Annotated in this window: 29 protein-coding genes; 5 read left to right on the forward strand and 24 right to left on the reverse strand. The window is 43.9% G+C overall.

Going from position 1 to position 25,539, the window contains the following annotated elements; translation table 11 throughout:
• The first annotated feature begins 3 nt into the window (after positions 1–3).
• Positions 4–819, forward strand: coding sequence for a uroporphyrinogen-III C-methyltransferase (gene cobA / locus VC159_RS09120; protein WP_323473357.1), 816 nt, complete (start codon positions 4–6; stop codon positions 817–819).
• A gap of 5 nt (positions 820–824) precedes the next feature.
• Here the strand turns inward: cobA and VC159_RS09125 are convergent, their stop codons facing one another.
• The 3 genes from VC159_RS09125 to VC159_RS09135 all read right to left on the reverse strand — a co-directional run bounded on the left by VC159_RS09125 (position 825) and on the right by VC159_RS09135 (position 1,968).
• Positions 825–1,199, reverse strand: a complete 375-nt coding sequence (locus VC159_RS09125) for a hypothetical protein (protein WP_072583222.1) — start codon at positions 1,197–1,199, stop codon at positions 825–827.
• Positions 1,196–1,537, reverse strand: a complete 342-nt coding sequence (locus VC159_RS09130; RefSeq protein ID WP_323473358.1) for a toxin-antitoxin system TumE family protein — start codon at positions 1,535–1,537, stop codon at positions 1,196–1,198. The genes VC159_RS09125 and VC159_RS09130 overlap by 4 nt, the downstream gene beginning before the upstream one ends.
• Positions 1,538–1,599: 62 nt before the next feature.
• Positions 1,600–1,968 carry a CbiX/SirB N-terminal domain-containing protein gene (locus VC159_RS09135; protein ID WP_323473359.1) on the reverse strand — a complete coding sequence of 123 codons (369 nt, stop codon included), beginning with the start codon at positions 1,966–1,968 and terminating at the stop codon, positions 1,600–1,602.
• A 70-nt stretch (positions 1,969–2,038) separates the two neighbouring features.
• Here VC159_RS09135 and VC159_RS09140 point away from each other — a divergent pair, with 70 nt between their 5' ends.
• Positions 2,039–3,058: a calcium:proton antiporter gene (locus tag VC159_RS09140; RefSeq protein ID WP_216263915.1), complete on the forward strand. Its 1,020-nt coding sequence runs from the start codon at positions 2,039–2,041 to the stop codon at positions 3,056–3,058.
• A 15-nt stretch (positions 3,059–3,073) separates the two neighbouring features.
• Here the strand turns inward: VC159_RS09140 and VC159_RS09145 are convergent, their stop codons facing one another.
• From VC159_RS09145 to gspG, 17 genes are all read right to left on the reverse strand, one after another.
• The gene (locus VC159_RS09145) at positions 3,074–3,889 is read right to left on the reverse strand and encodes a hypothetical protein (protein WP_323473360.1); all 816 of its coding nucleotides are present in this window, start codon (positions 3,887–3,889) and stop codon (positions 3,074–3,076) included.
• A gap of 4 nt (positions 3,890–3,893) precedes the next feature.
• Complete coding sequence (locus VC159_RS09150) at positions 3,894–4,808, reverse strand: M23 family metallopeptidase (RefSeq protein ID WP_158009037.1); 915 nt, start codon at positions 4,806–4,808, stop codon at positions 3,894–3,896.
• 20 nt (positions 4,809–4,828) lie between these two features.
• A complete protein-coding gene (gspF, locus tag VC159_RS09155) occupies positions 4,829–6,049 on the reverse strand; it encodes a type II secretion system inner membrane protein GspF (RefSeq protein WP_323473361.1) in 1,221 nt (406 codons plus the stop codon).
• Between the two features lie 33 nt (positions 6,050–6,082).
• Positions 6,083–7,510, reverse strand: a complete 1,428-nt coding sequence (locus VC159_RS09160; RefSeq protein ID WP_323473362.1) for a GspE/PulE family protein — start codon at positions 7,508–7,510, stop codon at positions 6,083–6,085.
• A gap of 46 nt (positions 7,511–7,556) precedes the next feature.
• A complete protein-coding gene (gene gspD, locus VC159_RS09165) occupies positions 7,557–9,890 on the reverse strand; it encodes a type II secretion system secretin GspD (protein ID WP_323473363.1) in 2,334 nt (777 codons plus the stop codon).
• Positions 9,891–9,898: 8 nt separating this feature from the next.
• Positions 9,899–10,729, reverse strand: coding sequence for a type II secretion system protein N (gene gspN, locus VC159_RS09170; RefSeq protein WP_323473364.1), 831 nt, complete (start codon positions 10,727–10,729; stop codon positions 9,899–9,901).
• Between the two features lie 11 nt (positions 10,730–10,740).
• Positions 10,741–11,487, reverse strand: coding sequence for a hypothetical protein (locus tag VC159_RS09175; protein ID WP_323473365.1), 747 nt, complete (start codon positions 11,485–11,487; stop codon positions 10,741–10,743).
• Positions 11,484–12,887: a type II secretion system protein GspL gene (locus VC159_RS09180; protein WP_323473366.1), complete on the reverse strand. Its 1,404-nt coding sequence runs from the start codon at positions 12,885–12,887 to the stop codon at positions 11,484–11,486. Before VC159_RS09180 ends, VC159_RS09175 begins: the two co-directional genes overlap by 4 nt.
• A gap of 13 nt (positions 12,888–12,900) precedes the next feature.
• Positions 12,901–13,875 (reverse strand): hypothetical protein, encoded by a 975-nt coding sequence (locus tag VC159_RS09185; protein WP_323473367.1) that lies wholly within the window; start codon positions 13,873–13,875, stop codon positions 12,901–12,903.
• Between the two features lie 145 nt (positions 13,876–14,020).
• Positions 14,021–14,995 carry a type II secretion system minor pseudopilin GspK gene (gspK, locus tag VC159_RS09190; protein WP_323473368.1) on the reverse strand — a complete coding sequence of 325 codons (975 nt, stop codon included), beginning with the start codon at positions 14,993–14,995 and terminating at the stop codon, positions 14,021–14,023.
• The gene (locus VC159_RS09195; protein ID WP_323473580.1) at positions 14,992–15,771 is read right to left on the reverse strand and encodes a PulJ/GspJ family protein; all 780 of its coding nucleotides are present in this window, start codon (positions 15,769–15,771) and stop codon (positions 14,992–14,994) included. The genes gspK and VC159_RS09195 overlap by 4 nt, the downstream gene beginning before the upstream one ends.
• A 203-nt stretch (positions 15,772–15,974) precedes the next feature.
• Positions 15,975–16,208: a hypothetical protein gene (locus tag VC159_RS09200; RefSeq protein WP_323473369.1), complete on the reverse strand. Its 234-nt coding sequence runs from the start codon at positions 16,206–16,208 to the stop codon at positions 15,975–15,977.
• Between the two features lie 102 nt (positions 16,209–16,310).
• On the reverse strand, positions 16,311–17,252 hold the full coding sequence (locus VC159_RS09205) for a nucleotidyl transferase AbiEii/AbiGii toxin family protein (RefSeq protein WP_323473370.1): 942 nt from the start codon (positions 17,250–17,252) through the stop codon (positions 16,311–16,313).
• Entirely contained in the window at positions 17,252–17,896 is a 645-nt protein-coding gene (locus tag VC159_RS09210; RefSeq protein ID WP_323473371.1) for a DUF6088 family protein, read from the reverse strand. The genes VC159_RS09205 and VC159_RS09210 overlap by 1 nt, the downstream gene beginning before the upstream one ends.
• Before the next feature lie 214 nt (positions 17,897–18,110).
• Positions 18,111–18,539 carry a type II secretion system minor pseudopilin GspI gene (gspI, locus tag VC159_RS09215; RefSeq protein WP_323473372.1) on the reverse strand — a complete coding sequence of 143 codons (429 nt, stop codon included), beginning with the start codon at positions 18,537–18,539 and terminating at the stop codon, positions 18,111–18,113.
• The gene (locus tag VC159_RS09220; RefSeq protein ID WP_323473373.1) at positions 18,536–19,258 is read right to left on the reverse strand and encodes a prepilin-type N-terminal cleavage/methylation domain-containing protein; all 723 of its coding nucleotides are present in this window, start codon (positions 19,256–19,258) and stop codon (positions 18,536–18,538) included. The genes gspI and VC159_RS09220 overlap by 4 nt, the downstream gene beginning before the upstream one ends.
• Entirely contained in the window at positions 19,185–19,691 is a 507-nt protein-coding gene (gene gspG, locus VC159_RS09225) for a type II secretion system major pseudopilin GspG (protein ID WP_416350445.1), read from the reverse strand. The genes VC159_RS09220 and gspG overlap by 74 nt, the downstream gene beginning before the upstream one ends.
• A 92-nt stretch (positions 19,692–19,783) precedes the next feature.
• On the opposite strand from gspG, the gene VC159_RS09230 reads away from it, so the two are divergent.
• Both VC159_RS09230 and VC159_RS09235 read left to right on the forward strand, forming a co-directional pair.
• Positions 19,784–20,407 (forward strand): hypothetical protein, encoded by a 624-nt coding sequence (locus VC159_RS09230; protein ID WP_323473374.1) that lies wholly within the window; start codon positions 19,784–19,786, stop codon positions 20,405–20,407.
• A 32-nt stretch (positions 20,408–20,439) separates the two neighbouring features.
• Positions 20,440–20,952: a hypothetical protein gene (locus VC159_RS09235; RefSeq protein WP_323473375.1), complete on the forward strand. Its 513-nt coding sequence runs from the start codon at positions 20,440–20,442 to the stop codon at positions 20,950–20,952.
• 16 nt (positions 20,953–20,968) lie between these two features.
• On the opposite strand, the gene VC159_RS09240 is transcribed toward VC159_RS09235, so the two are convergent.
• Positions 20,969–21,274: a hypothetical protein gene (locus tag VC159_RS09240; RefSeq protein ID WP_323473376.1), complete on the reverse strand. Its 306-nt coding sequence runs from the start codon at positions 21,272–21,274 to the stop codon at positions 20,969–20,971.
• A gap of 313 nt (positions 21,275–21,587) precedes the next feature.
• Here VC159_RS09240 and VC159_RS09245 point away from each other — a divergent pair, with 313 nt between their 5' ends.
• Positions 21,588–22,667, forward strand: a complete 1,080-nt coding sequence (locus VC159_RS09245; protein WP_323473377.1) for a glycosyltransferase — start codon at positions 21,588–21,590, stop codon at positions 22,665–22,667.
• Between the two features lie 93 nt (positions 22,668–22,760).
• Here the strand turns inward: VC159_RS09245 and VC159_RS09250 are convergent, their stop codons facing one another.
• The 3 genes from VC159_RS09250 to VC159_RS09260 form a co-directional block, all read right to left on the reverse strand.
• The gene (locus tag VC159_RS09250; protein ID WP_323473378.1) at positions 22,761–23,582 is read right to left on the reverse strand and encodes a glycosyltransferase family 2 protein; all 822 of its coding nucleotides are present in this window, start codon (positions 23,580–23,582) and stop codon (positions 22,761–22,763) included.
• Between the two features lie 189 nt (positions 23,583–23,771).
• Positions 23,772–24,719 carry a hypothetical protein gene (locus VC159_RS09255; protein ID WP_323473379.1) on the reverse strand — a complete coding sequence of 316 codons (948 nt, stop codon included), beginning with the start codon at positions 24,717–24,719 and terminating at the stop codon, positions 23,772–23,774.
• Positions 24,716–25,537, reverse strand: a complete 822-nt coding sequence (locus VC159_RS09260) for an EpsG family protein (RefSeq protein ID WP_323473380.1) — start codon at positions 25,535–25,537, stop codon at positions 24,716–24,718. Before VC159_RS09260 ends, VC159_RS09255 begins: the two co-directional genes overlap by 4 nt.
• Positions 25,538–25,539: the final 2 nt, after the last annotated feature.

Consider the following 25,539-nt stretch of genomic DNA (forward strand, 5'->3'; position numbering starts at 1 on the left):
ACTATGAAAACAACACCTACCAATAACAACAATCCGCTTGGAAAAGTGTATTTAGTGGGTGCCGGACCTGGTGCCGTGGATCTGATTACAGTTCGTGGCGCCAAACTTTTGGAACAAGCGGACATTGTTTTCTATGACGCCTTGGTTGATCCTGAGATGCTGGCGCTATGTCCACAAGCCGAGAAGATCGAAGTCGGTAAACGTTGCGGCAAACTGTCTTCAGCACAGCAGTTTATTAATAAGCGCTTAGTGGATGCCGCACAAAAGCATCGAGTGATTGTGCGCCTCAAAGGTGGCGACCCGATGCTCTTTGGTCGTGCCGATGAAGAAATCCAGACCCTCAAAGCCGCTGGGATTGAAGTTCAGGTTGTGCCTGGTATTACTGCCGCCCTTGCTGGCGCAGCAAGTATTCAGCAGTCACTGACATTGCGTGGAGTATCCCGTAGCGTGGCGTTTGTCACCTTAGCTCAAGGCGCTGAGAATGTCGCTCCAGGTCAGCCCATTTCAAATCCTTCCGCTGACACCCTGGTGTATTACATGGGTCGCAAAGATGCGGCGCGCATTGCGCAACAACTCATTGAACAAAGTCCCAATCAACATAGCAACACGCCGGTGCAAATCTTGGAAGCAGTGAGCACGGCACGCGAGCGCTTATGGACAAGCACTCTGGAAGAGTTGGCTGCTGGCAAAGCAGATCAATGGTTTGATAGCGCCTCACCTGCACTTATTATGATTGGTGAGGCTTTGAGAACCTCTATCACATTAGCCTCAGATACTGCTGAGGAAAAAATTGATGAATGCCTGCAGAAAGCAGGCTAAAAGGGTTACCCTAAAGTTGCAATCATCTCAATCTTGGGCGCAACTGTTTGAACCATCTTTTCGATACCATGCCCTGGGTTACTAATCTTTTGTGACACCAAAAGGCCAATCTTTTCTAACATCCCAATATCTTTATTGATAGCAGAGCGATCACGGTGCAATTTATGACTTAATTGCGTAATAGTTTTGGGCTCATTCATCACCTCCAGCATTAGACGTCTACGCGCCTCAGATAGCACCATAAACATCTCTTGCGGGTCTTCAAACGAAAAGGTGGCCGATTTCTTGAGCGCCTCTCCACGATCACTTTTTTGGGCGGCCTTTTTAGCGCGATCAAAGAAGCCTTCAACGGTATCGGTACGAATTATCATCTTTGTCATTTTTTACCCTTTTTTACTTCCTTGATAATTTCTTGCCACTCTTTTTCAAAACGTTCTAATGTTTTTTCATAACTTACAAAAGATACTGGGGTCACCTTACCCATGTAGTGCTTGTGGTGATAGTCATGAGCATTGTCAAATCCAAGCACTCTGCCATTATCTTTTTGGCAAATCAACCGATTGATATATGCCAGGTTATAGCGAGTCACTACTGTTTTACCCTCACTGATATAACCCCAAACTTCAAAGCTCAAAACACCGCCACCGCTACTTGCCTTTAACTTAAATGTTTCTCGTTCAATTAAGGATTCAAGTTTAGGCCTAACTTTTTTTGTCATGGCTCATTGTAATACAGGTATGTAATTATATTACATACCTGTATTACAAGCATGGCTAATGACTACAACCCTATATTTCGACTCCCAAAATCAACAATAGCCTGCAAGACCGCCAAATCCTCACCAACAGCAGGCGTCGCGCTTAATTGAACGTTGGGGAATTTACCCCGGCACTCTTCCAGTAAAACTGGGAAGTCATTTCGTAAGTGGCCACCCTGTCCAAAGAAAACTGGCACGATAGTCAATTCAGTAGCGCCTTTAGCGCTCAGGCTAGCAACCGCCTCCTCTAGTGAAGGCTGCATCATTTCCAAGAAAGCCAACTCTACAGGTGTGCTGGGATGCTGCTCTTGCCATAGGGTAGCCAGGCGATCAAAAGGCTCACGCCAGCGGCTATCACGGGCACCGTGCCCAAATAAGATAATGGCTTTCATGGATGGCTATACACTCTCATTAATATGCTTTAACCGATAGCTTAACCTTATTTTGAAGATCAGATAGCCTATGACTAACTTACTCAGCCAAACTTGGTTCATCGCACTCATGAGCGTCACGCTGATTGGAGCAGTTCTTTCAGCCGTTCACCATGCTGAAGTGATTGCCCATAAAACCGGTGAACCATTTGGCACCTTGATACTGTCTATTAGCGTCACCATTATTGAAGTATCCCTCATCATTTCGATGATGCTCACTGGTCATGAAGGATCTGAGTTCATTGCCAGAGATGCAGTGTTTGCGACGGTCATGATTGTGATCAACGGTGTGATTGGCCTCTGTATTTTTATGGGTGGCTTAACCCATCATGAAATGAGCTTTCGTAATGAAGGAACTAATTCGGCATTAGCAGTATTAACTGCATTGGCTACTTTTATTTTGGTCATGCCAATTGTGACTATCAGCACACCTGGTCCTGACTTCACAAAGAGTCAATTAGCCTTTGCAGGCATCGCTTCATTTGCACTCTACATTGCATTTTTATTCTTCCAAACAGTCAGTCATCGCGATTACTACCTGCCGAAGAGGGAAGATAAGAAAACAGATAGTAATGTTCATGCTCAAAAGCCTAGCGGGCTGAAGACGGCAGTTAGTGGCGCTCTATTATTACTATCCCTGATTACTGTAGTGGGTCTTGCAGAGCTTCTTAGTCCGGCCATTGAGCGCGGTGTTGCGGCTGCAGGCGCACCCAAAACCATTGTAGGTATTGCGATTGCACTGTTGGTATTAATGCCAGAGGGCTTTGCGGCTGTGAGAGCGGCTAAGGCCAATCGCTTGCAAAGCAGCTTGAACTTGGCTTTGGGTTCTGCTTTAGCCAGCATTGGCTTAACCATTCCAACAGTAGCGGCGATTGCGATTTTCTTCAATCTTCCGCTCAGCCTAGGTATTAGCGATCTCAATATGACATTGATGTATTTGTCATTCTTTATTGGTGCACTCACTCTAGCGATTGGTAGAACTACCCTCTTGCAAGGCGTAGTTCATATCATCATCTTCTTAGAGTATCTCTTCTTAAGCTTAGTTCCTTAAGAAATAAGGGGCGGATTAAAAAGAGTAAGAGACCTTGATGCCTGCCTCAACAGTTGTGTTAGCAGGCTCTTGCGCTGAGAGCCTATAAACCGTTTTTCCAACAGTAATTGGTTGCGTTACTACGTTGGAGTTCTGGATATTCCAGTAAGTGATGTAGGGACCGACTGACCACTCACTAAATTGGTACATAGATGAGAGGCGCAAACCATAACCTCGAAATTGTTGATTGGTTACGTCAGGCAGGTAGGGCGCTGCTTGGGAAAGATGTGAAACCTGCGTACCCTGAATCAGATAATCGTACTCAAAAGCAGTCTCAAGCTTGTGAACATCATTAATCTTCATGCGATGCGTAATACCAATCGGCAGATATACATAATTACTGGAGCGATTGTACGAATTAGCGCCTGATGTAGTTTGCCCCGCCTGATTGTCAAAAAGATAGCGATATCCAATACCAGCGTAAGGGGCAAGAACAAAACCGCCTAACTTAGAAAAACTGAAGTCGTAGCCGAATAGGCCACGCAGATCGTAGTAAGAATAAGGAATATTGCTTTGAGTTCCGCTACCGGTATATTTAGCAGAACCATACGCATAACGTGCATCAGCCCGAACAAACCAATCGTTGCCAAATGCATAAGTACCTGTGTAATCAATGCCAACCAAAGCGGAATTGATCACTACATCCAGACTGGGCTCTTTGTATTGGTAACCAGATAGAGTTAGTCCGAGACTGTTACCGGATTGGGTCGCGATGTTGACCGAGGAATCTTGAGCATAAACATTGCATGCAAGAGCAAGCATCGTCAGAGGGAGAAACGGCAACTTGCTCATAAAATTAGTTCTTACCTAGCGTTACTCCGTCCCTCAAGACCTCATAGTGCAAGTGGGGTCCAGTCGATCTTCCGGTTGAGCCTACCTTAGCAATCGCTTGGGATTGCCTTACAAAATCACCCTGCTTTACCAAGATCTCTTGAGCATGGGCGTATCTTGTTACCACTGCATTCTTATGCTGCACGTCTACTACATAGCCATATTCTTGATCCCAGGCTGCGCGGATTACTACACCCTCGGCAGTAGCTAGAATTGGTGTGCCATATGCCGCAGGAAAGTCTGTGCCTTCATGCCAAGCAGTTTGTTGCGTAATAGGGTCGATGCGATAGCCTAGGCCACTGGAAGCTTGAGGCATGAGCGGCAATGGTGAAGCCGTAGGAATTGAGCTTGATACATCCCAACTTTGCGTCAGGGATTTTTGTACTTCTTGCACGCGATTGCTCAGTGCGATGGAGTCTTGTACGGTGCGATCTAAGCGAGCGCCATACTGCTCACCTTGATTGCCTAAGTTAATCACCGCATTTGCTGGGCTAAGTGGGCCACCTTGAGCATTACCGAGATCCACTACATTGTTGCCGTAGTTAATTGAGTTGCTTGAGTTGCTAGCTAAATTCACACCATTGGTTTTTGCTAACTGCATACGCAAATCGTCTAGCTGAGCCAGGTTACGCTGTGCTTCATCTAATCTAGCTTGAAGCTCCATGAGCTTGGTCTCGTAGTCATCTTCTGAGTTGGCAATGAAGCGCTTCTCCAAGAGATCTTTTTTCTCCATCGCATGCAAGATATCTTTGGTCTCATTGGTAACGTCGTTAATAGCAACGTTTGCGCCTACAAGCAAAGCTAAGCTGAGTGCGCCACCGAAAACCAAATGGCGAGCCGTAAGAGAAATCTCTCTTACCTTGCTGTGCGGTCCAGTCATTATTAATATTTGCATTTTTATTACCTTACCCCTGAATTCATTTCCAAGATTGGTTGCATCACTGCCATTACGATTCCTAAAACCATTAAGCCCATAGCCAATATTAATAAAGGTTCGAGCAAACTGGTAAATATTTTGGTTTTTTGCTCAGATTCGAGCTCGGCATTCTCAGCCCCGTACTTCAGCATCTCGTCTAACTTGCCAGATGCCTCACCTGAACGAATCAAGTGGATCAAGATTGGTGAGAACACCCCTTGGCTACCTAAAGCCCTAGAAAGACTCGTACCTTCACGTAATCTGACTTCTGTTGAATCAATCGCCGCACGCAAGACTGAGTTACCTAAGGTGCTACGAGCACTGTGTAGGGCAGTCAGGATAGGCACATTGGCAGAAACCAACATTGCCATCGTGTTGGCAAAGCGCGCTGTCTCAAAACCCAAAAGTAGCGGACCTAATAAGGGTGCATTCAGCAAGGCACGATCCACTTTTAAACGAATATCTTCTTTAGCGAGTGCACGACGTCCATAAAAGATAGCGGCGGCAACTAATATCACCAACAACCAACCCCAGTTCACAATGAACTCGGATAAACCCAAGATGAAGCGAGTGGAAAATGGTAGTGCCTGCTTTGTACTCTGAAACACTCTCGCAATTTGCGGAACTACATAAGTCATTAAGAACAATACGATCATGAATGCCACACCCGTCAGCATGGCCGGGTATGCCAAGGCACCCATTGCCTTGTTTTTGAGGGCTTGACGCTTCTCCAAGAAATCAGCTAACTGAGTAAGCACTTGCCCCATCTTGCCAGACTGCTCTGCTGCGCCTACCACCCCTTGATACAAAGGATCGAATGAAAGTGGTTGGCCTGCAATTGCTTTAGATAAAGGCAAGCCGGCACGAAGCTCAGCAACCACCGCCTGTAGAACTGTTTTGACATGGGCTTGGCTTGCTTCTTCAGCCAATACGGAGAGTGCTTCATCGATCTGTACGCCAGATCTCACCAAAATTGCTACCTGCTTTGTAATCAATGCGAGATCTGCCCGACTGAGTGGCTTGTTCTCTGAAAACCATTTATTCCAAAAACGTTGTTTGCCCCACTCGGTTTCGAGATCAATCGTGACTGGCACCAATTGCTTGGCCATCAATGCCTGACGGACTGCACGTACGCTTTCACCTTCAACGCTACCGCGCTCACTCTTACCTGCGTAAGTTAGGGCTTCAAATCGATAGCGTGGCATGGTTCATTAATTTGATTGAGTTAGTCGATTTGCTTAGTCGATTTCTACTGTGCCGGTAACACGCAGAATTTCTTCTGGTGTGGTTTTGCCTTCAGTTACCCAGCGCTTGCCATCATCAGCTAAGGTACGCATGCCACCTACTAAGGCTTGCTTACGAATATCACTCTCAGCTGCATGCTGATGAATGAGTTCCCGAATCTTTTCATTCGTGGTCATCAACTCATAAATACCGGCACGGCCACTGTAACCAGAGTCACCACAGGTTGGGCAACCTTTGCCGCCACAAGCCGAACAACTCATTCGAATGAGACGCTGACCAAGCACACCCAACAAAGTGGATGAGAGTAAGAATGGCTCAATACCCATATCAATCAAACGCGTAACTGCTGAAGGGGCATCGTTGGTATGCAATGTTGCTAATACTAGATGGCCTGTTAAAGAAGCTTGCACAGCAATCTGCGCAGTCTCTAAATCACGAATCTCACCAATCATCACAATGTCCGGATCTTGGCGCAAGATCGCGCGCAAGGCCCTGGCAAAGTTCATATCAATACGGGAGTTGACTTGGGTTTGCCCAATGCCATCGAGGTTGTACTCGATTGGGTCTTCTACCGTCATGATGTTATTAATCTTGTTACGTAGACGGAGTAATGCGCCATATAAGGTAGTGGTCTTGCCGCTACCCGTTGGTCCGGTCACCAGAACAATGCCGTGCGGACGATGAATGAGTTGATCAAACTGATTGAACGTGTCCTCAGCCATACCTAAAGCACGCAGATCCAAACGATCGTAATTCTTCTCCAATAGACGAAGCACTACTCGCTCACCATGTGAGGTTGGTAAGGTTGATACGCGCACATCAATCGCGCGTCCACCGACTCGCAAAGAGATGCGACCGTCCTGTGGCATGCGCTTCTCAGCAATATCGAGTGAGGCCATGATCTTGATACGAGAAACTAAGGCAGCATGGAGGTCTCGGCGCATATCCACGATGTCGCGCAAATTGCCATCCACCCGAAAGCGGACAACGGACTTACGCTCAAATGCTTCTAGATGAATATCCGATGCCCCATCACGGCTAGCCTGCTTGAGCAAACTATTAATCATCCGAATCACTGGAGCATCATCATTCATCTCCAGCAAGTCTTCAGAGACAGGCATTTCTTGTAAGAGGCGAGATAAGTCTACGGCCTCTTCTACCTCATCCACCACTTGGGATGCATTGAGATCACCTTCAGAGTAAGCAGCATTCAGCGCTTCTAATACTTCTTCGCTCGTTTGCTCAATACGACGAATGGGGCCCACTAAACGGCAGATCTCTTGCAAGACAGAAAGGTCTGTCTCAGCGCTATGAATTAAGGTTGGAGCACTTTCCTCGCCATCCTCGCTCACCGCGCCCTTAATCAGCAAAATCTGATTTGCTTTGGCATAGCTAAAGGGAACGCGAGGAAGATGCTGCATGGCTTCTGTGTAAGTTCTTCTTACTGGATAGTCTTATTGAATCGTCTTATTGAATTGTGATGGGCACTGGTGCAGCAGAAGCCGGTGCATTCGATGGACGAACTGGAATCGGCTTAGTCAATCCAGAAGACGGCAGATTGTTTGGTGTCTGATTCACTGGTTTACCTGGTGGAATCAATGGCGGCTCAATATCTGACATCTTCGTCAAATCTTCTTTAGGCAAGAGCATTGGCGCTTGCTTAAATGCAGTTTCAGTTTGCTGGACCAAATTCAAACGATTCGTAGTGATGTCGGCAGCTTGGTCTTTATCACGCAGGATATAAGGACGCATGAAAACGAGTAAATTGGTTTTGGTGCGAGTCTTTGCATCAGACCTAAATAACGCTCCAATAATCGGAATATCTTTTAAGAATGGCACACCATTGGAGCCGTCGTTGTACTTATCTTCAATCAAACCACCGAGCACAATGATCTGGCCGTCATCGACCAATACATTGGATTCTATGTTGCGTTTATTCAAAATAATGCCAGAAGCAAAGTTTTGGTTATAGATTGAAGACACTTCTTGATAAATCTGCATCTTCACAATACCGTTATCAGAAACTTGTGGGCGCACACGCAATGTGAGACCTACGTCTTGACGAGTATAGGTTTGGAATGGCGTCACGGTGCTAGTTGAGCCAGTTTGCGCGTAAGAACCAGTAATGATCGGTACGTTCTGACCCACCACAATACGAGCTTCTTCGTTGTCCAAAGTAATGAGGTTTGGCGTTGACAGAATGTTCGTGCCTTGGGTTGTTGCCAAAGCAGTAATCAAGGCTGACATGCCATAAGTGCCATTGAATTTGGTAAGCAGACCTAAGTTCAAACCAGGAGCAGGCGGAATAACAACATTTGTTGCGCCACTTGGATTGAGAATATTGTTGACGTTTGATCCAAGACCAACAATATTGGAACCTGCTTGCCCTGCAGCATTCGTGTAGTTAGTACCACCAAAGCCCACGTTTTGGTTACCAGAGCCAACCAAGCCCTGCCACTGAATACCCAACTCCTCAGCATTGGTTGAACTCACTTCAGCAATCAAAGACTCGATGTAGACCTGAGTACGACGACGATCTAGTTGCTCAATCACATGACGCAGATTGCGATACAAAGGCTCACTAGCAGTAATGATGATGGAATTGGTAGCTGGCTCTGCCTGAATAATGCCGCCGGTAGTTGGGTTGCTTGAACTCGTTAAAGCCGAAGTAGCAGCAGAAGATCCTGAAGCACCAGGAGCCGTGCTGGCTTGTTGATTAGCGGTCTGCTGATTGAGATTGGCTGCAGGATTGACGGCACCTGGCTGACCCGGAGTGCTGCCTACTTGTGCTGACAAAGAAGCATCGGCGGCCACAATTGCACGTAAGGTAACCGCCAATTTAACTGCTTCTGCATTCTTGAGGGGAACCACCCAAATGTTGCCGTTATTAGCAGTAGGCACATCAAGGCGCGCAACCAATACCCCAATTTGGCGAATCCGCTCTGCACTAGCACCACGAACCAAAATAGAGTTGCTCCGTGGCTCAGCCAAAATCATGGTTTTGAGTGAAGGATCTGCACCACCAGTAGAAGCAGTATCCAATACCTTACTTAAGATTGTTGCCATATCAGTAGCAATGGCGTAGTTGAGTTTGATGCTTTGTACATCACTGGATGTTGGCGCATCTATCGATTCGATCAACTGCCCAATACGCTGAATATTGCTAGCGTAGTCAGTAATCACAATGGTGTTGTTACCTGGATAGGCGTTGATAGTGTTATTTGGTGAAACCAATGGACGCAATACAGGCAAGAGATTATTGGCAGATTCAAAATTAAGCTTGAATACACGAGTAATGATCTGGTCACCTTCTTGCTTACTCTTACCAGTCGTTACCGAATTACTGATCAACTTGGCATCAGCCTCAGGCACCACGCGGTAGACGCCATTCACATCTACTAGTGCAAAGCCTGAAGTACGCAGGGCCGTAGAGAAGGCATCAATGGCTTTTGCCTTAGTAAGCGGCCTATTACTGATCAAGTTAATAGTGCCCTTAACTTTAGGGTCAACCAAAATAGTTTGGCCAGTTGCCTTGGCTAAAACGCTAGCAACAGATTCAATATCGGCATTTGAGAAAGATAAAGTAACAGCGCCCTCATCAGGCACAGTGCCATTAACAGAAGGTGCGCGATTTGCTTGCGCGTAAGCCAAAGGCATGACGACACTCTCGCCGACAAAGCAAATAACAACCAAGAGCGCTAAGCGCTTCTTAAAGTTGAGTTGCAGTTTCATCTGCAGTTGACTGAATACTTTTTGCATACCGTTTTCTTTATTACCGCTATTTTTAACTTGTAAGTTCATCTAAAAACTTAAAACTTCAGGCGATACGTATCACCTTCTTTTTTACCCAATAGTGACAACAACCCAATTAAGGATTCTTGTGACTCCGGTGAGGCACTTGCTTCACCGGAAAATTGCATTGCTTTGCTACCAGCCTTATTGCTAAATTCTCCCTGCCCTTTTAATAAGAGCGGGCCACTCGTGGTCGATAGAGTCCAATTCATACCCCCATCAGCAATATTGGCCGATATTTCATAACCACCTAACGGTTTTACAGGGCTAATTGGGCTTGTCAGGTTACTTATGATAATTCGAATAACTCCTGAAGATGGGGTATTTCCAGCCCCGAAAACCGGTAAGTTAGCCATTAAGCCCACTAAATTGATATCGGTCCAGCGTGCCCCAAGCTCCCCGCGAGGGCGTAAAGTACTCCAAGGGTTACCCAAGCCCTCCAAAACATTGGCCGGCAGCTTGATTTCATTAGCGGCAATTTGGGTTTTACTCAAGCTCCAACCAATCAATTGAGGTTGCTCGAAGGCAGCAAACTGCAGCTCGGTATTGCAGGTCATGGATAAGAGCTTACAGCCAGTAGACCAATGGAAGCGTTCGGTAACGGACATAGGATCACGGCATCCACCTTCCGTGGCATTGGGCTCAGAAAATGCCAATGCGGCACTACCTTGCCAAATCGTTCCAATCGGTTGTTGCAACATGACGCGACAACCTGTTTGGGATGCCAGAGATCCACTCACCCAACTGATGGGCATTTGGCGAACAATCACCACCAGGCAAGCAAATACCAAAGCAGCCCAAAATAACTTAGGCAACTTAGGATGAGTAAAGTCGAGGACGAGTTTCATGAAATAGTCATCTATCTAGCGATACCCGCTTGACCGCCGTATTGCATTAATACGCCGCTAATATTGACCATACCTGCCCCACTAGTGGAGATGACATTCAGTTGCTCTGGATATAAACGCCAAGTAGTACGCAACTCATCTAGCGCATCAAGCAATACTGAGAACATGGCATCGCTTGATTGAAACTCAATACGTGGCGGATTATCAGCTGTTAAACGAAGGATGTTTGGCTTTAAGCCGCGCGCAGTCAATACGCTCCGAATCTTTTGCAGCTCCATGTCATCCAGCAAAGTTACAGTCGCAACTCCAGGGCTATAGGATGGTGCCTGAGAGGCGGAGGAGCTTGAGGATTTAGCCAGCTTAATTAAGCTTTGCAATTGCGACCATTGTGCAGGACGCATATCCAATTGATTTTGGACGCGTTGTCCATAAGGAGCGATCACGAAAGAATTCAGAAGCAACAAAATCAACATCGCGAACAGTATTACAAATGCTTTGCGTTTCTCAATTACAAAGCGACGCGCTAGATCTGGCAATTGCTTGATATCAAACTTTGAGGATGATGAAGCTAGCACTGCACTTGTAGATGCTTTACCCAGACCATGCTGTGCTTCAGAAAACCTCTGCTGTAGTGTTTTAGGTAAAGATTTGAGATTCTTCAAATCTTGCATTGAATAATCTTTACTCAATAGCGCCTTTACCTTCTTCAAGAAAGTAAATAACTTTTGAGAGAACTGATTTAGTGGACTTTGATTCATTGTCCAAGCCCTGAATACGGTTCCAAGCGATAGCGATTAGCGCCTAGTGCTTTAACCATTAAGCCTAGTGAGCGGGCTTTTTGCATGACTTCAGCGCTGGTCTGCTGATTTGATCCTTTCAGCACGCCGGGCTTAAATTCAAAATCGATAGCGTAGCCATCGTAATCAAGCTTTTGCAAAACCTCTGGCCCAAAGGCAGCCTTGAGTTGCTGTAGCTTGGCAGCCATTGACGCAAAGTCTGCATCAGATACCAGTCCTTGGCGCCTTTGGTCTTGAGTCACTTGGTGAGTGAACGCAGTGATTACGGCATTGCTAGATGAGCCGCTTATACCTATGGCTTTATCTTGCGATTTGTCTTGATTCAGTTTTGCTATGGAAGATGGGGTTAATGATTGGGCTGCCAAGACTTCAATTTGGTTACCCCACCGCCAGTTGTCCACTACCAACCAACCCAAGTGCAAGAGATATCCAGCAACAATGCTGACGATTAAATACTTTGACCACTGTGCGGGCTGACGCCAGATTGCTGGTTCTATCCAAGTTGCGCTAGCACTAACCGCTTGGCTTCCATCTACGCGTTGACGCTTTAGGTAATTAGATAGATTTGATAAACCTTTTCCTGCTTCGCGTCTAAAAGTTTTAGGTAGTAAATTAAGAGAGTAATTGGCTGACTTGGATGATGCGTTATCTTTTAAAAACTGCTTTGCACTAAGAGCCAACCAATCCCAGGAAAACTCTCCAACTGATGAATTCTGCAATGCCTTAGGTAAGGCAACAGTATCTCCAGCTTGATCTACCGCCCTCTCAATCCAAGCTACACCCAACTGAACACCAGTTCGTCGAGTAATAACCAGAGCCTCTTCACTGCGCTGATATGCGATCGCGGGGAATTTAGAATCTTCACCATCTATGTCAGAGTTTGCCAAGAGCAAGCATTCCGGAATGAGACGAATTCTCTGACTAATTAAACCTTCTAGCTGTTTAGTAAGCCATGCAAACCATGCTCGATCAATTAAGGCAATCACCCTTTGCATTGCAGGTTTGCCGGGCATCGGTGGCAATGCTTGCACTGCAAGAGACTGAGCTCCAGTGAGTACATACTCTTCAATGAGGTTTGGCAATATTTGCTGCAGTTTTTTAGCGTTCGCCAATGGCACTTTTGCTTCAATAAGACGCACATCGATCGTAGGCATCAAAACCAATACTTCATCCGCATAAGGCATCGACTCAGGAGCGCCAATGCCCGTTTCAATTGAAGCATTCGATAGATCCTCGCCGTCAACCAGGCACCATTCAAAATGTTCAGCGCAATTGAGCTCTGACCACTCACGAGCAGTATCCCCTGTGGATCCAGCGCCAGTAAACGGCTTAAGCGGACAGCGAACGATTAATAAACTCAAAATATCTTTTTAGTTAAAGCATTAAATAGCGCTGCATGACTCGGTCAGGGATTTGTAAAACCATACAAGCCCGGTCAGCAACACCATAAGAAACCACAATTCCGCCATCAACCTTGGCAATGCCTGCGGCAAACTCTAGGCCACGACGTTGCAAATAAAAAGGCTCGCTTACTTCTAGCAACTCCAGATCTTTGCTGAAGTAAACAAAACTGTGGGTATAAGAGCGTTTGCCATTCCACATATTAGGCGCTTGATGTACCAAACAGAGATAGCCATTGGCATACTCCACTAAAGGAGTGCCGCCCCGAGCGTCATGCCCTTGAATCTTGCGCAGCGGGCCCTCTAAAACAACATCGCGACCATCTACTCTCAATATATTTGGGGGAAGATAGCTATAGATAAATCTTAAGACCCCCTCTTTTAATACGGGAGTCCAATTCTTCTCATGGATATCTTTTGTAGGAGAGTCAAATGCAATCGCATCGACTACTACCGCACCTTCAATGCGATACATGATTTGCGAAACAATTTCTTTACCATCCTTAAGGCGAAGCGCTGCGCCAATTGCCCATACCTGCTCATTCCAATAAAACAGTCGACTATCGCTCATGCAATGCCGGATGCAATAGCCTTTTTCACGCAACAAGGTTTCATCTAAGGCTGCATGAGAAATGACCTGAAACTCTTTATCTAATGTATAGAGGTAATTAATGTCATCAATACCCGCTTTGTTTTCAATGTAGTCCACATCGTTATAGCAGCGCAGACGCGATGAACGCGCAATCATTAAATAACCGGTGTCCGTTTGGAGTAAACCGGGATTCACTGATGGGTTCTTCCCAACTGTAGCAATCTTGAGCGGCTTTAAGTCGTACACATCCGTCAAGACTTTTGCAGAAGCCATAGCAATTCGGCCGACGATTTCTGCTTTGTCTTTTTTAGTAATCCAAAGCTTATCGCGCCATCGGCGACCAAAAATGAGTCGCATCAAGAGATGGTCTATGCGGATGGGGTTTTTCAAAGAAAACGATCTCTCAATGTTAAAAATCAATGATAAATGACATAGGCATCGCTTCTGAATACTAATAAGCCCCAATTTGTCCACGTTTTGATCACGCAGCCCAAAATAGCACTTAGTCGGCCAGCACTTTCCCAGTCTTACTCCAGATCACTTGCGTGAAATTGCCACTTGGCAAGGGGTTTTGAGATCTCTGAATCAGGGCCGAACTCACAAATAAGCCCCTACCCATGCGTATTTCTGAACGAGCGAGCCAAAATTGGGAGCGCACATCTACCAGGGAGGCGTCCAAAGTAATGCCTTGGCTTGCCCCCATCTTATTTAAGAGGGTGGTGATTTCATCAGCGCTTTTGAGGGGGGTTGAAGCCCTTTGCTGCACAAAAGCCCCCGCCGCCGACCTAGAAAGCCCCGGAATAGCTGCCATTAATACCTCTGCAGAGGCAGTATTGACGTTAACTGTCGTTAAAATCGGTAAAATCGTTACAAAAGGCTTTATCTGTTCCAAAATAGCAGGACTATAGGATGGCAGCTTTAATAGGCCTTCTAGGTCATAAATTGGCATATCCAGCTGCAAAACACCCTGGGCGGTCTGCTGAGCCAAGTTTTTATCTAAGCCTAAAGCGTCTAAAAGGCGCCCATACTCCTGGACCCCAGGAGGATTGATTGTTTTAAAGCTCTTATCCCAGAGATTGGCTAAATTGAACTGACTTTGAGCATCGATGAGTTGCCCCTGCAAAGTGACTGCAGCTATCTCATCTGGTACATCAGTATTTTTTAAGAAATCCGCTACTTTTCCATCGGCAAGGGGCAATGCCCAAGCCTCACCCAAATGGTCAATCTGACTGTTGCGTTGATCTTCAACTAAGACCAAACGTGCAAAATCAATTGCGGCACGCTGCAACCACTGCGCTTGCACTTGATCACGTGCATTCTCAAGAGTCCGAATCTGAATTTGCTGACGCCACATCAAGCCAGCTAAAAGTACTGCAGCTACACCCACCACAATCAATGCAGTCACTGTTGCTGAGCCACGCTCATGATGAGGTGCAGGGGAAATAGGAAGTAAGGAACGCATTCTTAAAGATGTCACAGCGCACCTCCCATTAAACATGATCTTGTAATGGGTAAGGCAACATCTTTAATCCACCACTGTATGACAACCCCCTGTTGCTCAGGAAGTAAATTGCTTACATTGGGAGCAGTGTTAGCAGGAGGATTGGTGGAGGAAGTGGTGGCAGAGGTGTTAGTAGTAGCGTTAGGGCTTCCTGTACCAGAGGCACTAATGCCACTGGTACCGGCACCACTGAGCACCGAAGTCTGCACTTGAAAGGCTTGGCGCACTACTGTGGGGACTTCCAGGCTTAACAGCAAATCACTTGATGCCAAATCAGGATCACGAGAGATGCCAAACCACAATGCGCCAGCATCCGATCTTTGCAATAAAGGCTTACTAGTCCAGCGTTGCAGCCCAGTAGGTCCCATGCCATAGCCAGCAATCAACCAAGCGTCTACGTTATCAGCACGATAACGACGCAAGAACCAAATGTTTTTAGCGCCAGATGCCACAGCAGAAACAGCGCCACCATTTGCATTAGCGCCCGCTTGAGAATTTGCCAAACTACTAAGCTCATCACGTACTAAAACGGATTGGCAATCTTTTTCAAACTGGCGTACAAGTTGTGAGTAATCCGCGTCTTGATTTGCGCGTCTATCAATCACTTCACGCCCCCGAATCATGGCATCCATACCGCGCCATGCCATTAAGCCTACTAAAGCCATGATGACGAGCGCAACGATGACTTCTAGTAAAGCGAAGCCATGCTCTTGTGAATTTAGCCCTTGTTTATTCGGCTTTAGATTAATCATATTGCGCAATAAAATAATCTAGCAAGACTGAGTTGATTTGACATAATTTTCACCTCTCTCAAACCTATTTTTCCGGTCTCAATCCTGGCACTATTGAAAACTCTTTTTGATATTAGTGACTAGAGCTTAATCCCTTAAAGCGCTCCAAAACAGAGGAAAGTTTTTGATCGGTGATGTAGATACCAAACTTGTATCTAGCAAAATCAAGAGGCAATCTCCGACTGGCCTTGTTGCTCTGGCTGCTCGCGTATTAATTGCAAGCCCGGCTCAAAACTAGCTAAAGAAGCAGAAATAAATGTAAAGAGGCTACTTTTGGGCGAAAGGAGAAGTCCACCGCCAAAATGCTGAGCAGCGACCTCTGATTCAGTTAGGCGATATTCCTTGGAAAAACTTACCGCTTGGCTTTGGCCAGTTTTAAAGATGTGAGCTGCATCCATGATCTACTCCTCTTGATAAATGAATGATATCTTCTTTGATAGGCATGGCGGAATTTCGCAAACTTATTTTTGCTAGCAGTCCTTGATTTAAAAAGCTGATGTTTAGAGGCTATGTATATGCTGGCCAATGCGATTTAGTAGATCGCCAAAACTTGGCTGCCCTTGGTAATACAGGCTAGCTACCTTTAGATATTCAGATTCAAATAACTTTCGATCTTGTGAATCACTCAGAAGAAAAGCTGGGTTTTGAGAAATGACTAAGTAATCGGACTTAGGAAAACGCTCTATCTTTCTAGTCTGATACCTATCAGTCTTAATAAAGCCTAACACTGATGGACAGTCTAAGAGGCAATATAGATCGTAGTAATGTCTTAAGAAATTCTTAGGAAATATCTTCCCTTCTTTGTATTGACGATACTTTGTAGTAATGGTTTGCAGCTTCTCTACAAATGTATATTCTGGCAGGTAGCAAAGGACGTCTTTAGCTCTATTGTCATTAAGCCCTTTGACGTACTTAATCGCATAATCGTATGCCCATGATGAAATATCTACCGCTTGATTTGGTGCTGTATCGTCAAAACCCAATTCCAATAAAACGCCATCCTTTAAACCACTAAGCAATGGTGTTGTAGATAGGTAATTTAAGCGAATCCCACCACTGCGCATTTTTTCTTGATCATCGAATGCATGATCTCGTATAACTTCTTGTATGCCAGAAATCTTAAGCTCACTGGCAACCCAATCGTAATAGTCTGCGCGAGATTTGATGTGCACTTCTTTATCTTGATTTTTTCCAGTCTTAACATCCATGCCTGCTGGCGGCTCAATACGAATATCAATATCTTCGGAAAAGCGATGGATGAGTCCAAACCCTTTGGATAATGAAGTTCCGCCTTTTAATTCAAATGCGAACCCTTGTTGCTGCACTCCCCACAGACAATGCATGATCCAGTAATCTTTTTCAACCAATGTAGGATCAATACCCATAGCATCTGATACTGCTGCAATCAGATCCCTGAAGTCCTTGTGGTCATGCAATAGCATTAAGTACTCGCTTTCTGGGGGGCACGCAACCAAGATGAAACCTGCTTCTTAGTTCTGCCTGCACCATAAGTACTAACCATTTTTTGCAACTTAGCAGTTTCAAACTTATTTAATTGTTTCTCTGCCATAGCCAATACGTCACTTTTATTCTCGGCAAGCGAATCTAGATTATTCAATAGATCTACCAACAGGAATTCTTTATCCACTTTTTTGGGGAAGCGCGGCTTTACTCGAAATTCAAAACTTCTATTGCCTAATTTAAAGATGCCGTGACGCTTATGGTTGTACACCACGGTCTTGTTATAGAGCTGGGTTGTTCCTAGACCTAAAGAGTTATAGCTATTGGGTGAAAGCAATAAAAAGTTCTCATCTTTTAAAAAAGCTTCGACTAGATCTTCGTCCTTTGGAGGCACCCTACCAAACGCTGAGGACTTGGGCGAGTAATACAGTCCTTGGGCAAGCTTTTCTAAATCACCCGCATCAACTAATTGCTTTAAATGGCGATCAACCGCATTAGAGTCACTTAAAAAGTCTTCTCTTCTATAGACATGGCCACTCTTTAAATGCGAGCGAAGTCTACCCAATGGGCTATCGCGCACCTCAGGTGAGGCACTCAAGGAGGGTTTTACCGGCTCTTTTTGCATGATTTTTTATTGAAATTTCATGCAATTTTAGCGTATCACCTACAAAACTGCAACCAAGATTGTCCCTAGCCATATATCACCCAATACCATCTGAGGTCGGCTTTTTAAGACTATAGGGAGGATTTTAGGAAGTAATGCTTCTCTCACCCACAGAAAGCTTTCCCAATAGGGGTGCATCTTATTTGCAACAAGGCAAATTACTGCGCTAGCAGGATTACATCACACCACCAGACGGATTCGAGACCACGGTGGTCAACCAAGCTAAACGGGGGCCACTGGCTACATCTGTGCTGCTCGGGCTAGACAAGTAGACAGTGACTTCAATTCTTCGAAAGGCTGGATTGGGGGTGCTAAGCACTTTACGTTGACAAACAAAAACATACGTCGCTTGAGGACAGCTAAACGTAGATGTTCCTAGTTCTGGCCAAGTGCGACTCATACGTAAATCCATGAGGGTATTGTCAGCACTCCATAAAGCCATTGTTCTTTGTGAGACTGCAAGTTGCGTATCCGCACCATTGGCTATTGCTCGCAAGCCTGCCAGCATGGCAATACTTAAAACTGCTAAACCCACTAACACTTCGATAAGTGCAAAGCCATTGCGATGGTGCAGAGCTTGCTGAGTGCGATCAGATGCACTCATAACTTCGTCCAACTAAACCGGCCATTACGATTGCGGATCAATATTGCTTGCCTGGTATCTTGAGTGCCACTACCGGTAACTTGCTTAATCGGAATTTGAAAAACTTGCGCCACTTGCTCACCACCTAAAGTGAGTTGCAGAGGAGCAATCTCCACAGGCTTGTACCAAGATTGAGGACGATAGACATCAGGCATTAGACCTGAAGGATTGTTGACTGGACTTACAGCACCGCTACTTCCATTGCCAGCAAGTGAAATAGCTTGTCCGCCTGATGCGTTAGAGCTAGAGCCCATAGACCCTGCAGATCCCTGAGAACCATAGGCGCCGTTAGTATTAGGAACAAAAAATCGCCAACCCGCTGAATCAATCTGCGCAATCATCGGAGTACCAGACATGGCGCTCTCATCTTGCGCAAGATTGAGTGATGAAACGAGTTGATCAAGATTGTCTTTCCAATAACGCTCATCATGATTTGGAATAGCGAGAACAGCCACACCCAGCATCACTGCCATGATGGCAATGGCGACGAGTAACTCGATTAAGGTAAAGCCAGCGTCTGCAGCTCTTCGAATTTTTGAGGAAGAGCTTACCAACATACTCTTCGCCTCTACATTGAACCGAATAAGCTTAGGCGCAACTAAAGACTTACTGCCAATTGCCAATGTCGGCATCGTTTCCGGTTCCGCCTGGCTTACCATCTGAGCCATAGCTAAAGACATCGATTTCGCCATGAGTACCTGGGTTGGCATATTGATATGGATTACCCCATGGATCTTTTGGAATGGAATCTAAATAACCGCCGGCTTTCCAGTTCTGCGGAACGGGTTCTGAAGTGGGCTTTTCTACCAAGGCTCTGATACCTTGCTCGGTTGTTGGGTATCGACCAATATCAAGACGATAGAGCTTGAATGCCTGCACCAGGGTACCTACATCATGTTTAGCAGCGGTTGCACGTGCCTCATCTGGACGCCCCATGATCTTAGGAACAATTAAGGTCGCCAAGATACCAATAATGGCAATCACTACCATGATCTCAATTAAGGTAAATCCAGCATCTCCACCCTTTTTCGGTGCGGAGGTAGCAAAACGAATAGCTCCAGAGGCTTTTGAGGGAGACTTTTGAGTCAAAAAAGCAGGCTTACTGGCAGACATGAAGCGGGCAACTAAGTTAGACCTGTGATGAGACATATGGTGGCGCTTTCAATGATTTAAACTGAATTAAATTTTATAGGTATTTTGTCACTTTGAGCGAATTTATCAAACGAATACAGGACAGGCTAAAGAGCTCTAAACAGGCCCTGAAGCAAGAACCTGACGCTGCCTCAAAATCAGGTAAGCCAAACTATGCTCAAGGTGCCTTGGCAATTTCCTTAAACCGATTGATCCCTACTAGCCCAGCCAATCTCACGAAGTTCATAACCTATCTCCTGATGCTTGCATGCGCCATCTCAGTCACCTATTGGTTGATGAGAATTCTGCAGATTCCAGGAACGCCTGCTCAATCAGCTAATGGAATTTCTAAAGGCCAAACTTTATATTCGAACCAGGATGCAACCGCTGGCTATGCTTTGTTTGGTAGTAAGCCACTGGTAACTGAGAATATTTATCTGCGTGGCGTTGTGGCAACCTCAAAAAATCCAGATGGCTCACTTGATGGCTTTGCTATTTTTGAGATTGATGGCAAGCCTACTAATGCAATTAGCGTTGGTGAAACGATTGGCAAAGGCTTGAGCCTGCAAAGCATTGGTGATGAATCTGCCACCCTACTCTATCAAGGTCAGAAGCTGAGTTTCAAACTCAGCAAGCCCACTAAAGATAAGGGCGATAAATCCGGCAGCACTAAAGCAGACACAACAAACAAGAAGTAATCTGCATGAGAGTGTGTATTAGAAAAAAGCTTATGGTGGCGCTATTTAGCGCCATTGCACTAAGTGGATTACTCCATTCAGTCAACAGCTTTGCTGAGGACACCAGAAATCCAATCAGCATTGTTCCAGAAGAACCCAAGAGCCAACTCTGGATCAACCCAGGCATGGCCTCTTATCACTTCCAGCAGGATAAGAATTTCAACAACGGCAATTGGGGTGCGGGATTAGAGTATCGATTCAATACTGTTGCATCAGTAACTGCGGGACGCTTTTATAACAGTGATCGCGCTTATTCAAACTATGCTGGCGTCTACTACCAACCTATAGCGATTGGCCCAATCAAGATTGGTGCAGTTATTGGAGGCTTCAATGGTTACCCCACCACGAACAATGGCGGTTGGTTTGCAGCTGCGCTACCCGCGCTAACTTGGGAAGGCGACTGGGTTGGGGCAAACATCTTTGTGATTCCGACGATTGGCGATCGAGTACATGGGGCTATTTCTCTACAACTAAAAGTAAAAGTATTTGATCAGACCTGGTACTAAATTAAAACGGCCAAACTTAAAGGGTTGGAATCTTTTTTAAATCCACTTGAATAGTCGCGCCGTACTGAGCGTTAAGGCCAATAACCGAACGCAAAGGAATATGATCTTTTTCGGAAAACCAAATCTCAAAGGTGGTAGTATCGCCTCTAGAGGTGGTTTTGTAATATCGAACGGCCTTAACCTTGCCACCATCAAATGGAAAATCCCAAAGCTCACCTCGAACTAGAGTGTAGGTCTTTAAGGAGCGGCCATCGGTAACCGGCAAAACAATTGATTTAGCTGGTAAATCGCGGCTAATAAACTGATAGCCTACCGATAACATATCTAAAAGGCGCCCAGAAACTACTGAAAATCACCTACATCAGGGTATTCACTCGAAAGTCAAAAAGTGCTAGATTGGCCAAAAAATACAGGTTAAGGCCGCCAATACCGTTTAACGCATTAGATATCAACCAAAAGCTTGCAAAACCTAAAGTCCACAACATCTAGACAAAATTAAATCACTACAAATCAGGCCAGCTCTAAATGCCTTCTAGACCAGTGAGGGCTCTTAGCTTGTGTTCTAAATTGAGAAAAGGCTGGAATTGCCAGCATTAAAAATACCGGAATTTAATAGCTCCCTTTACAATAGGCCTATGTCTGGTGTACTTGCTGCTTTCTTCTCATCATTTTTAGTGACCTTGTTGATTATTAGATCAAAGCATTTGCATAGCCGCATATCATCAGATTTTGACCTTTCTGGGCCGCAAAAATTCCATAAAAAAATTGTTCCTAGAATAGGAGGGCTATCAATAGCAATTGGTTTATTTTTTGCAATCTTATTTAGACTCAAAAATATTCCTGATGCCAAGCTAGAGCTAACGCTCTTAATTTGCTCAATCCCCACTTTTGCCATCGGCCTGACCGAGGATCTTACAAAAAAAATTAGCGTTCGCATGCGCTTATTTTTTACACTGCTTTCAGCGATATTGGTCGCGTATTTTCTACAAGTTTCCATATCTAGATTAGACGTCCCTTATCTAGATTATGTATTTACCTTCCCCTTGGTTGGAGTAGTCTTTATGGTTTTTGCTATAACGGGCCTGGCCAATGCTTATAACATCATTGATGGCTTTAATGGCCTTTCGAGCATGGTAGGAATCATCACCCTATTTGCAATTGCTTATATTGGCTATGTCCTTATGGATACTACCATCATCTACCTAGCCCTAGTGATGGCAGGCGCTATCTTAGGCTTCTTTATATGGAATTACCCTAGAGGTTTAATTTTTCTGGGGGATGGAGGCGCGTATCTTATTGGTTTTTGGATTGCAGCCTCAAGTATTCTTCTCATATCAAGACATCAAGAAGTATCGCCTTGGTTTGCACTCTTGATTAATGGTTATCCTATTATTGAAACACTTTTTACAATTTATAGAAGAAAAATTCATCAAGGAAAAAGTCCTGGGCAACCTGATGGCATACACTTCCACACCTTGATTTATCGCCGCATTCTTAGCCCTCACCATCAAAATGAAAACTGGTTCTCTGCAAATGCTAGAACGGCACCATATCTCTGGGTGCTAGCTGGAATGACTATTGCGCCTAGTATTTTATGGTGGCACTCTACCCCCATGCTTATGGGTGCATGCCTTCTTTTCGTCATCTCATATGTTTGGATTTACTCTAGAATAGTTAAATTCAAAACACCAAGCTGGATGCATATAGACTCATAAGTTCAACTCTAAAAGGTGCCAAAAGCCAGTAGTATTAATTCATACACCTTAGATAAGCTACTTTTATCGACCGATTTTTCCATTAAGGAAAAATTATTGCTGGTTAAGTGTTTTTAAAAATTGATGATTCTTACGATGTCGCTTTGAATCAAAAAACCATCCCCATTTATTAAAGTAAATTATTGCTGAAAATATATGAAAAATTAGTAACTTCATATTTCTATAAGAACCTTTAGCATAATCGTGAAAAACATTAACCATTGGTATATATAGCACCCTGCCTAATTCACTCAACCGCCTAATGAGATCGACATCTTCCATATACATAAAGAAACGCTCATCAAAACCACCAATAGCTCGAAAATTGGCGGACCTAACCAACAAAAAACATCCGGAAAGCATAGGCACCTCTAATGGCCTGTCGGTTGGTAGATCACTCAAAACATAACTGCTATTGATAAACTTATTCGTAAAATTAGAAGGAAAAAATCTTCTACCAATTAAATCGATAGGGGTTGGTAAAAGCTTACAAAGGTTCTGAGATGATCCATCCGGGTTCAATACCGATGGCATTAAAGCGACGATTTTATTTTTGGCATCAAAATAACTTAAAAGATCCCCTAAGACCTGACTAGAAAAACTGATATCGGGGTTCAAAATAAGATGAAAATCTGAATCTTTACAAAAATCAAAAAATATTTTATTGTGTCCACCACCAAAACCTAGATTCGTTTCTGAATGAATATATCTGATACGCTCTAATTTTAATAAAGGACTATCGTTTGGGGTTGGAGAATTATCTAAGACGATACATTCAACGCAAGCAGAAGACTCAAGAACATTTATCAAAACACGCTGAACCAACTCAAGCGGGGTTTTATAAAGAACCAAGCCGATAGAAATTCTTGGATTCATTTGAGACTACAAATAAACATATTTTTAAACACATTGACGTCCAACAAAGAAAGGTAGATGGCCGTCTTTACTTTCAAAGTTTTAGCTGCAGTATTCTGCTTAAAATAAACTATGTTGAACCCAGTATTCACAATTATCTCCTCGGCATCTAGCCTAAAAAAATCTTGTAGGAAAAATTAAATAATATTTTCAATTTTTTATTTTTGTAATTTGAAAAAATAAAGTATTCATATCAAAATCACTCATACATTTAGCATCGCCTCTGATACAAGCTGGAGAACCACATTTTGTGCAATCAGAAGTAGACCTGAAGATGGAAATGCTAATACTTTCCTTAAAAAAATATTCAGTAATCACTGGACCAGAAATAATATTACAGTTGATACCGAAAGCATTGGCGACATTTGCTGCTAAGCTATCAAAACATATCAAATGCTTAGCTCCAGCAATAAGTGAAATCATTTCAGAAAAAAGAGTCTCCTTAAGGATATAACCTGCATCAGAAAGGATCTCAAGACCTAAAAAATCACTTTTCAAACCAATTATTAAAATGTCACTCTTATCGAATCTCTTAACAAAGTTTATGACCTGGTTAGGCGTAAACTTTTTATTTAAGGTTGATGCCCCAACATGAAAAATAAATTTATGAGAAGTAAATTCGGGCTGAAAATTAGCTTTAAATTCATTGACACATTGATCATATGGCTCAATAGGAAGAATTCCCGATATCCAGGTGTAGTCTTTCTTTATAAGCTCAACATCTCTCAAATCTTCTAATTTTTCATCATAAAGAAACGCTAATTTATCGCCTCTAGAACCTATAACCTTTATTCCAAGAACCCTACACGCTATTAACTGTAGAAGCTTTGACTTGGTAAATCTAGTACATGAAAAATCAGAAATAATGTAAGCCTGAAGCTTATCATTTTTTAATTGCTTTATAAATCGATATGAGCCTGATAATAGACCAGCTTTATCTAGCTTTCTAATAATTAAGTTATTTTTCGATATCCTTGTAAGTATTTCCGGGCATTCAATAAAAGAGTAAACATGCAATTTAGATTTGAGGCCTTGAGAGATTAGAGTTAAACTAAATAAATCCCCAAAACCTTGATATAAACCAATGCCAATATTCATTGAGCTACTCCAAGAGCATAGAAGGATACTATTGACTTAATGCATAATGCTAGAACCCAAAAACGTTTAATAAAGGGTGAAGAGTAAATGAATATTACCGATAATGCATATATTGCGAATATATCTAGTGACATGCCGATACGCTGAACAATATTTTGCCCGAATCCAAAAAACCCCATGAAATTTATGATGATTGAAGAAATTAATGCAATCTTAGTTATTAAATAAAATTTAATAACTTTATTCTTTTTGGCATGCATTAATCCTGCTAAGATAGCCAATTTAAATATTATTGAAGTCCACGATATATAACTCCCGGGCTCAAAAAAAATATTTAGGCGAGCTTCAAGCCAATCTACTCCAAGCAAATAAAGTAAGCCTATACTGAGTATCAATCCGAGGACTTTTAAATTAGGCTTTAGATGGGTTATCATAAGCAAAGCTGAAGGTAACCCTGCAGTCCAGTGGGTTAATATTGAAACTATCTCAATTAGAAATGAGAAACGTTTAACCGAGAATGCTAGCAATAAAATAGAGTTTGCTAAGGCCTGCCTCACGGGACCATATCCATAAGCAGGAATCAGTGAAACGATTATCAATAAGGTGGTAAACCAATTAACGCCCAGTCTCTTAATTGAACATAGCAATACCAATATTGGAAGCATTGACATTACTACAAAGCCATACTCGAAACTATCAGTAAAAAACTTTATAGCATCAACAAGGAGCTGGTAGGCTGGATCAAAATATCCTAAATTATTTCCATTCCATAGATCCCTATAGGCTTCATAGTCTTGATTTTTTTCAACCCAAATCATCT

The organism is Polynucleobacter sp. JS-JIR-II-c23, from assembly GCF_035011225.1.
Lineage (GTDB): Bacteria > Pseudomonadota > Gammaproteobacteria > Burkholderiales > Burkholderiaceae > Polynucleobacter.

What these genes read in the sequence shown, in the direction of transcription:
- cobA (WP_323473357.1), top strand. Translation starts at nt 4, where the DNA reads ATGAAAACAACACCTACCAATAACAACAATCCGCTTGGAAAAGTGTAT.
- VC159_RS09125 (WP_072583222.1), bottom strand. Translation starts at nt 1,199, where the DNA reads ATGACAAAGATGATAATTCGTACCGATACCGTTGAAGGCTTCTTTGAT.
- VC159_RS09130 (WP_323473358.1), bottom strand. Translation starts at nt 1,537, where the DNA reads ATGACAAAAAAAGTTAGGCCTAAACTTGAATCCTTAATTGAACGAGAA.
- VC159_RS09135 (WP_323473359.1), bottom strand. Translation starts at nt 1,968, where the DNA reads ATGAAAGCCATTATCTTATTTGGGCACGGTGCCCGTGATAGCCGCTGG.
- VC159_RS09140 (WP_216263915.1), top strand. Translation starts at nt 2,039, where the DNA reads ATGACTAACTTACTCAGCCAAACTTGGTTCATCGCACTCATGAGCGTC.
- VC159_RS09145 (WP_323473360.1), bottom strand. Translation starts at nt 3,889, where the DNA reads ATGAGCAAGTTGCCGTTTCTCCCTCTGACGATGCTTGCTCTTGCATGC.
- VC159_RS09150 (WP_158009037.1), bottom strand. Translation starts at nt 4,808, where the DNA reads ATGACTGGACCGCACAGCAAGGTAAGAGAGATTTCTCTTACGGCTCGC.
- gspF (WP_323473361.1), bottom strand. Translation starts at nt 6,049, where the DNA reads ATGCCACGCTATCGATTTGAAGCCCTAACTTACGCAGGTAAGAGTGAG.
- VC159_RS09160 (WP_323473362.1), bottom strand. Translation starts at nt 7,510, where the DNA reads ATGCAGCATCTTCCTCGCGTTCCCTTTAGCTATGCCAAAGCAAATCAG.
- gspD (WP_323473363.1), bottom strand. Translation starts at nt 9,890, where the DNA reads ATGAACTTACAAGTTAAAAATAGCGGTAATAAAGAAAACGGTATGCAA.
- gspN (WP_323473364.1), bottom strand. Translation starts at nt 10,729, where the DNA reads ATGAAACTCGTCCTCGACTTTACTCATCCTAAGTTGCCTAAGTTATTT.
- VC159_RS09175 (WP_323473365.1), bottom strand. Translation starts at nt 11,487, where the DNA reads ATGAATCAAAGTCCACTAAATCAGTTCTCTCAAAAGTTATTTACTTTC.
- VC159_RS09185 (WP_323473367.1), bottom strand. Translation starts at nt 13,875, where the DNA reads ATGCGACTCATTTTTGGTCGCCGATGGCGCGATAAGCTTTGGATTACT.
- VC159_RS09195 (WP_323473580.1), bottom strand. Translation starts at nt 15,771, where the DNA reads ATGATTAATCTAAAGCCGAATAAACAAGGGCTAAATTCACAAGAGCAT.
- VC159_RS09200 (WP_323473369.1), bottom strand. Translation starts at nt 16,208, where the DNA reads ATGGATGCAGCTCACATCTTTAAAACTGGCCAAAGCCAAGCGGTAAGT.
- VC159_RS09205 (WP_323473370.1), bottom strand. Translation starts at nt 17,252, where the DNA reads ATGCTATTGCATGACCACAAGGACTTCAGGGATCTGATTGCAGCAGTA.
- VC159_RS09210 (WP_323473371.1), bottom strand. Translation starts at nt 17,896, where the DNA reads ATGCAAAAAGAGCCGGTAAAACCCTCCTTGAGTGCCTCACCTGAGGTG.
- gspI (WP_323473372.1), bottom strand. Translation starts at nt 18,539, where the DNA reads ATGAGTGCATCTGATCGCACTCAGCAAGCTCTGCACCATCGCAATGGC.
- VC159_RS09220 (WP_323473373.1), bottom strand. Translation starts at nt 19,258, where the DNA reads ATGTCTTTAGCTATGGCTCAGATGGTAAGCCAGGCGGAACCGGAAACG.
- gspG (WP_416350445.1), bottom strand. Translation starts at nt 19,691, where the DNA reads ATGTCTGCCAGTAAGCCTGCTTTTTTGACTCAAAAGTCTCCCTCAAAA.
- VC159_RS09235 (WP_323473375.1), top strand. Translation starts at nt 20,440, where the DNA reads ATGGTGGCGCTATTTAGCGCCATTGCACTAAGTGGATTACTCCATTCA.
- VC159_RS09240 (WP_323473376.1), bottom strand. Translation starts at nt 21,274, where the DNA reads ATGTTATCGGTAGGCTATCAGTTTATTAGCCGCGATTTACCAGCTAAA.
- VC159_RS09245 (WP_323473377.1), top strand. Translation starts at nt 21,588, where the DNA reads ATGTCTGGTGTACTTGCTGCTTTCTTCTCATCATTTTTAGTGACCTTG.
- VC159_RS09250 (WP_323473378.1), bottom strand. Translation starts at nt 23,582, where the DNA reads ATGAATCCAAGAATTTCTATCGGCTTGGTTCTTTATAAAACCCCGCTT.
- VC159_RS09255 (WP_323473379.1), bottom strand. Translation starts at nt 24,719, where the DNA reads ATGAATATTGGCATTGGTTTATATCAAGGTTTTGGGGATTTATTTAGT.
- VC159_RS09260 (WP_323473380.1), bottom strand. Translation starts at nt 25,537, where the DNA reads ATGATTTGGGTTGAAAAAAATCAAGACTATGAAGCCTATAGGGATCTA.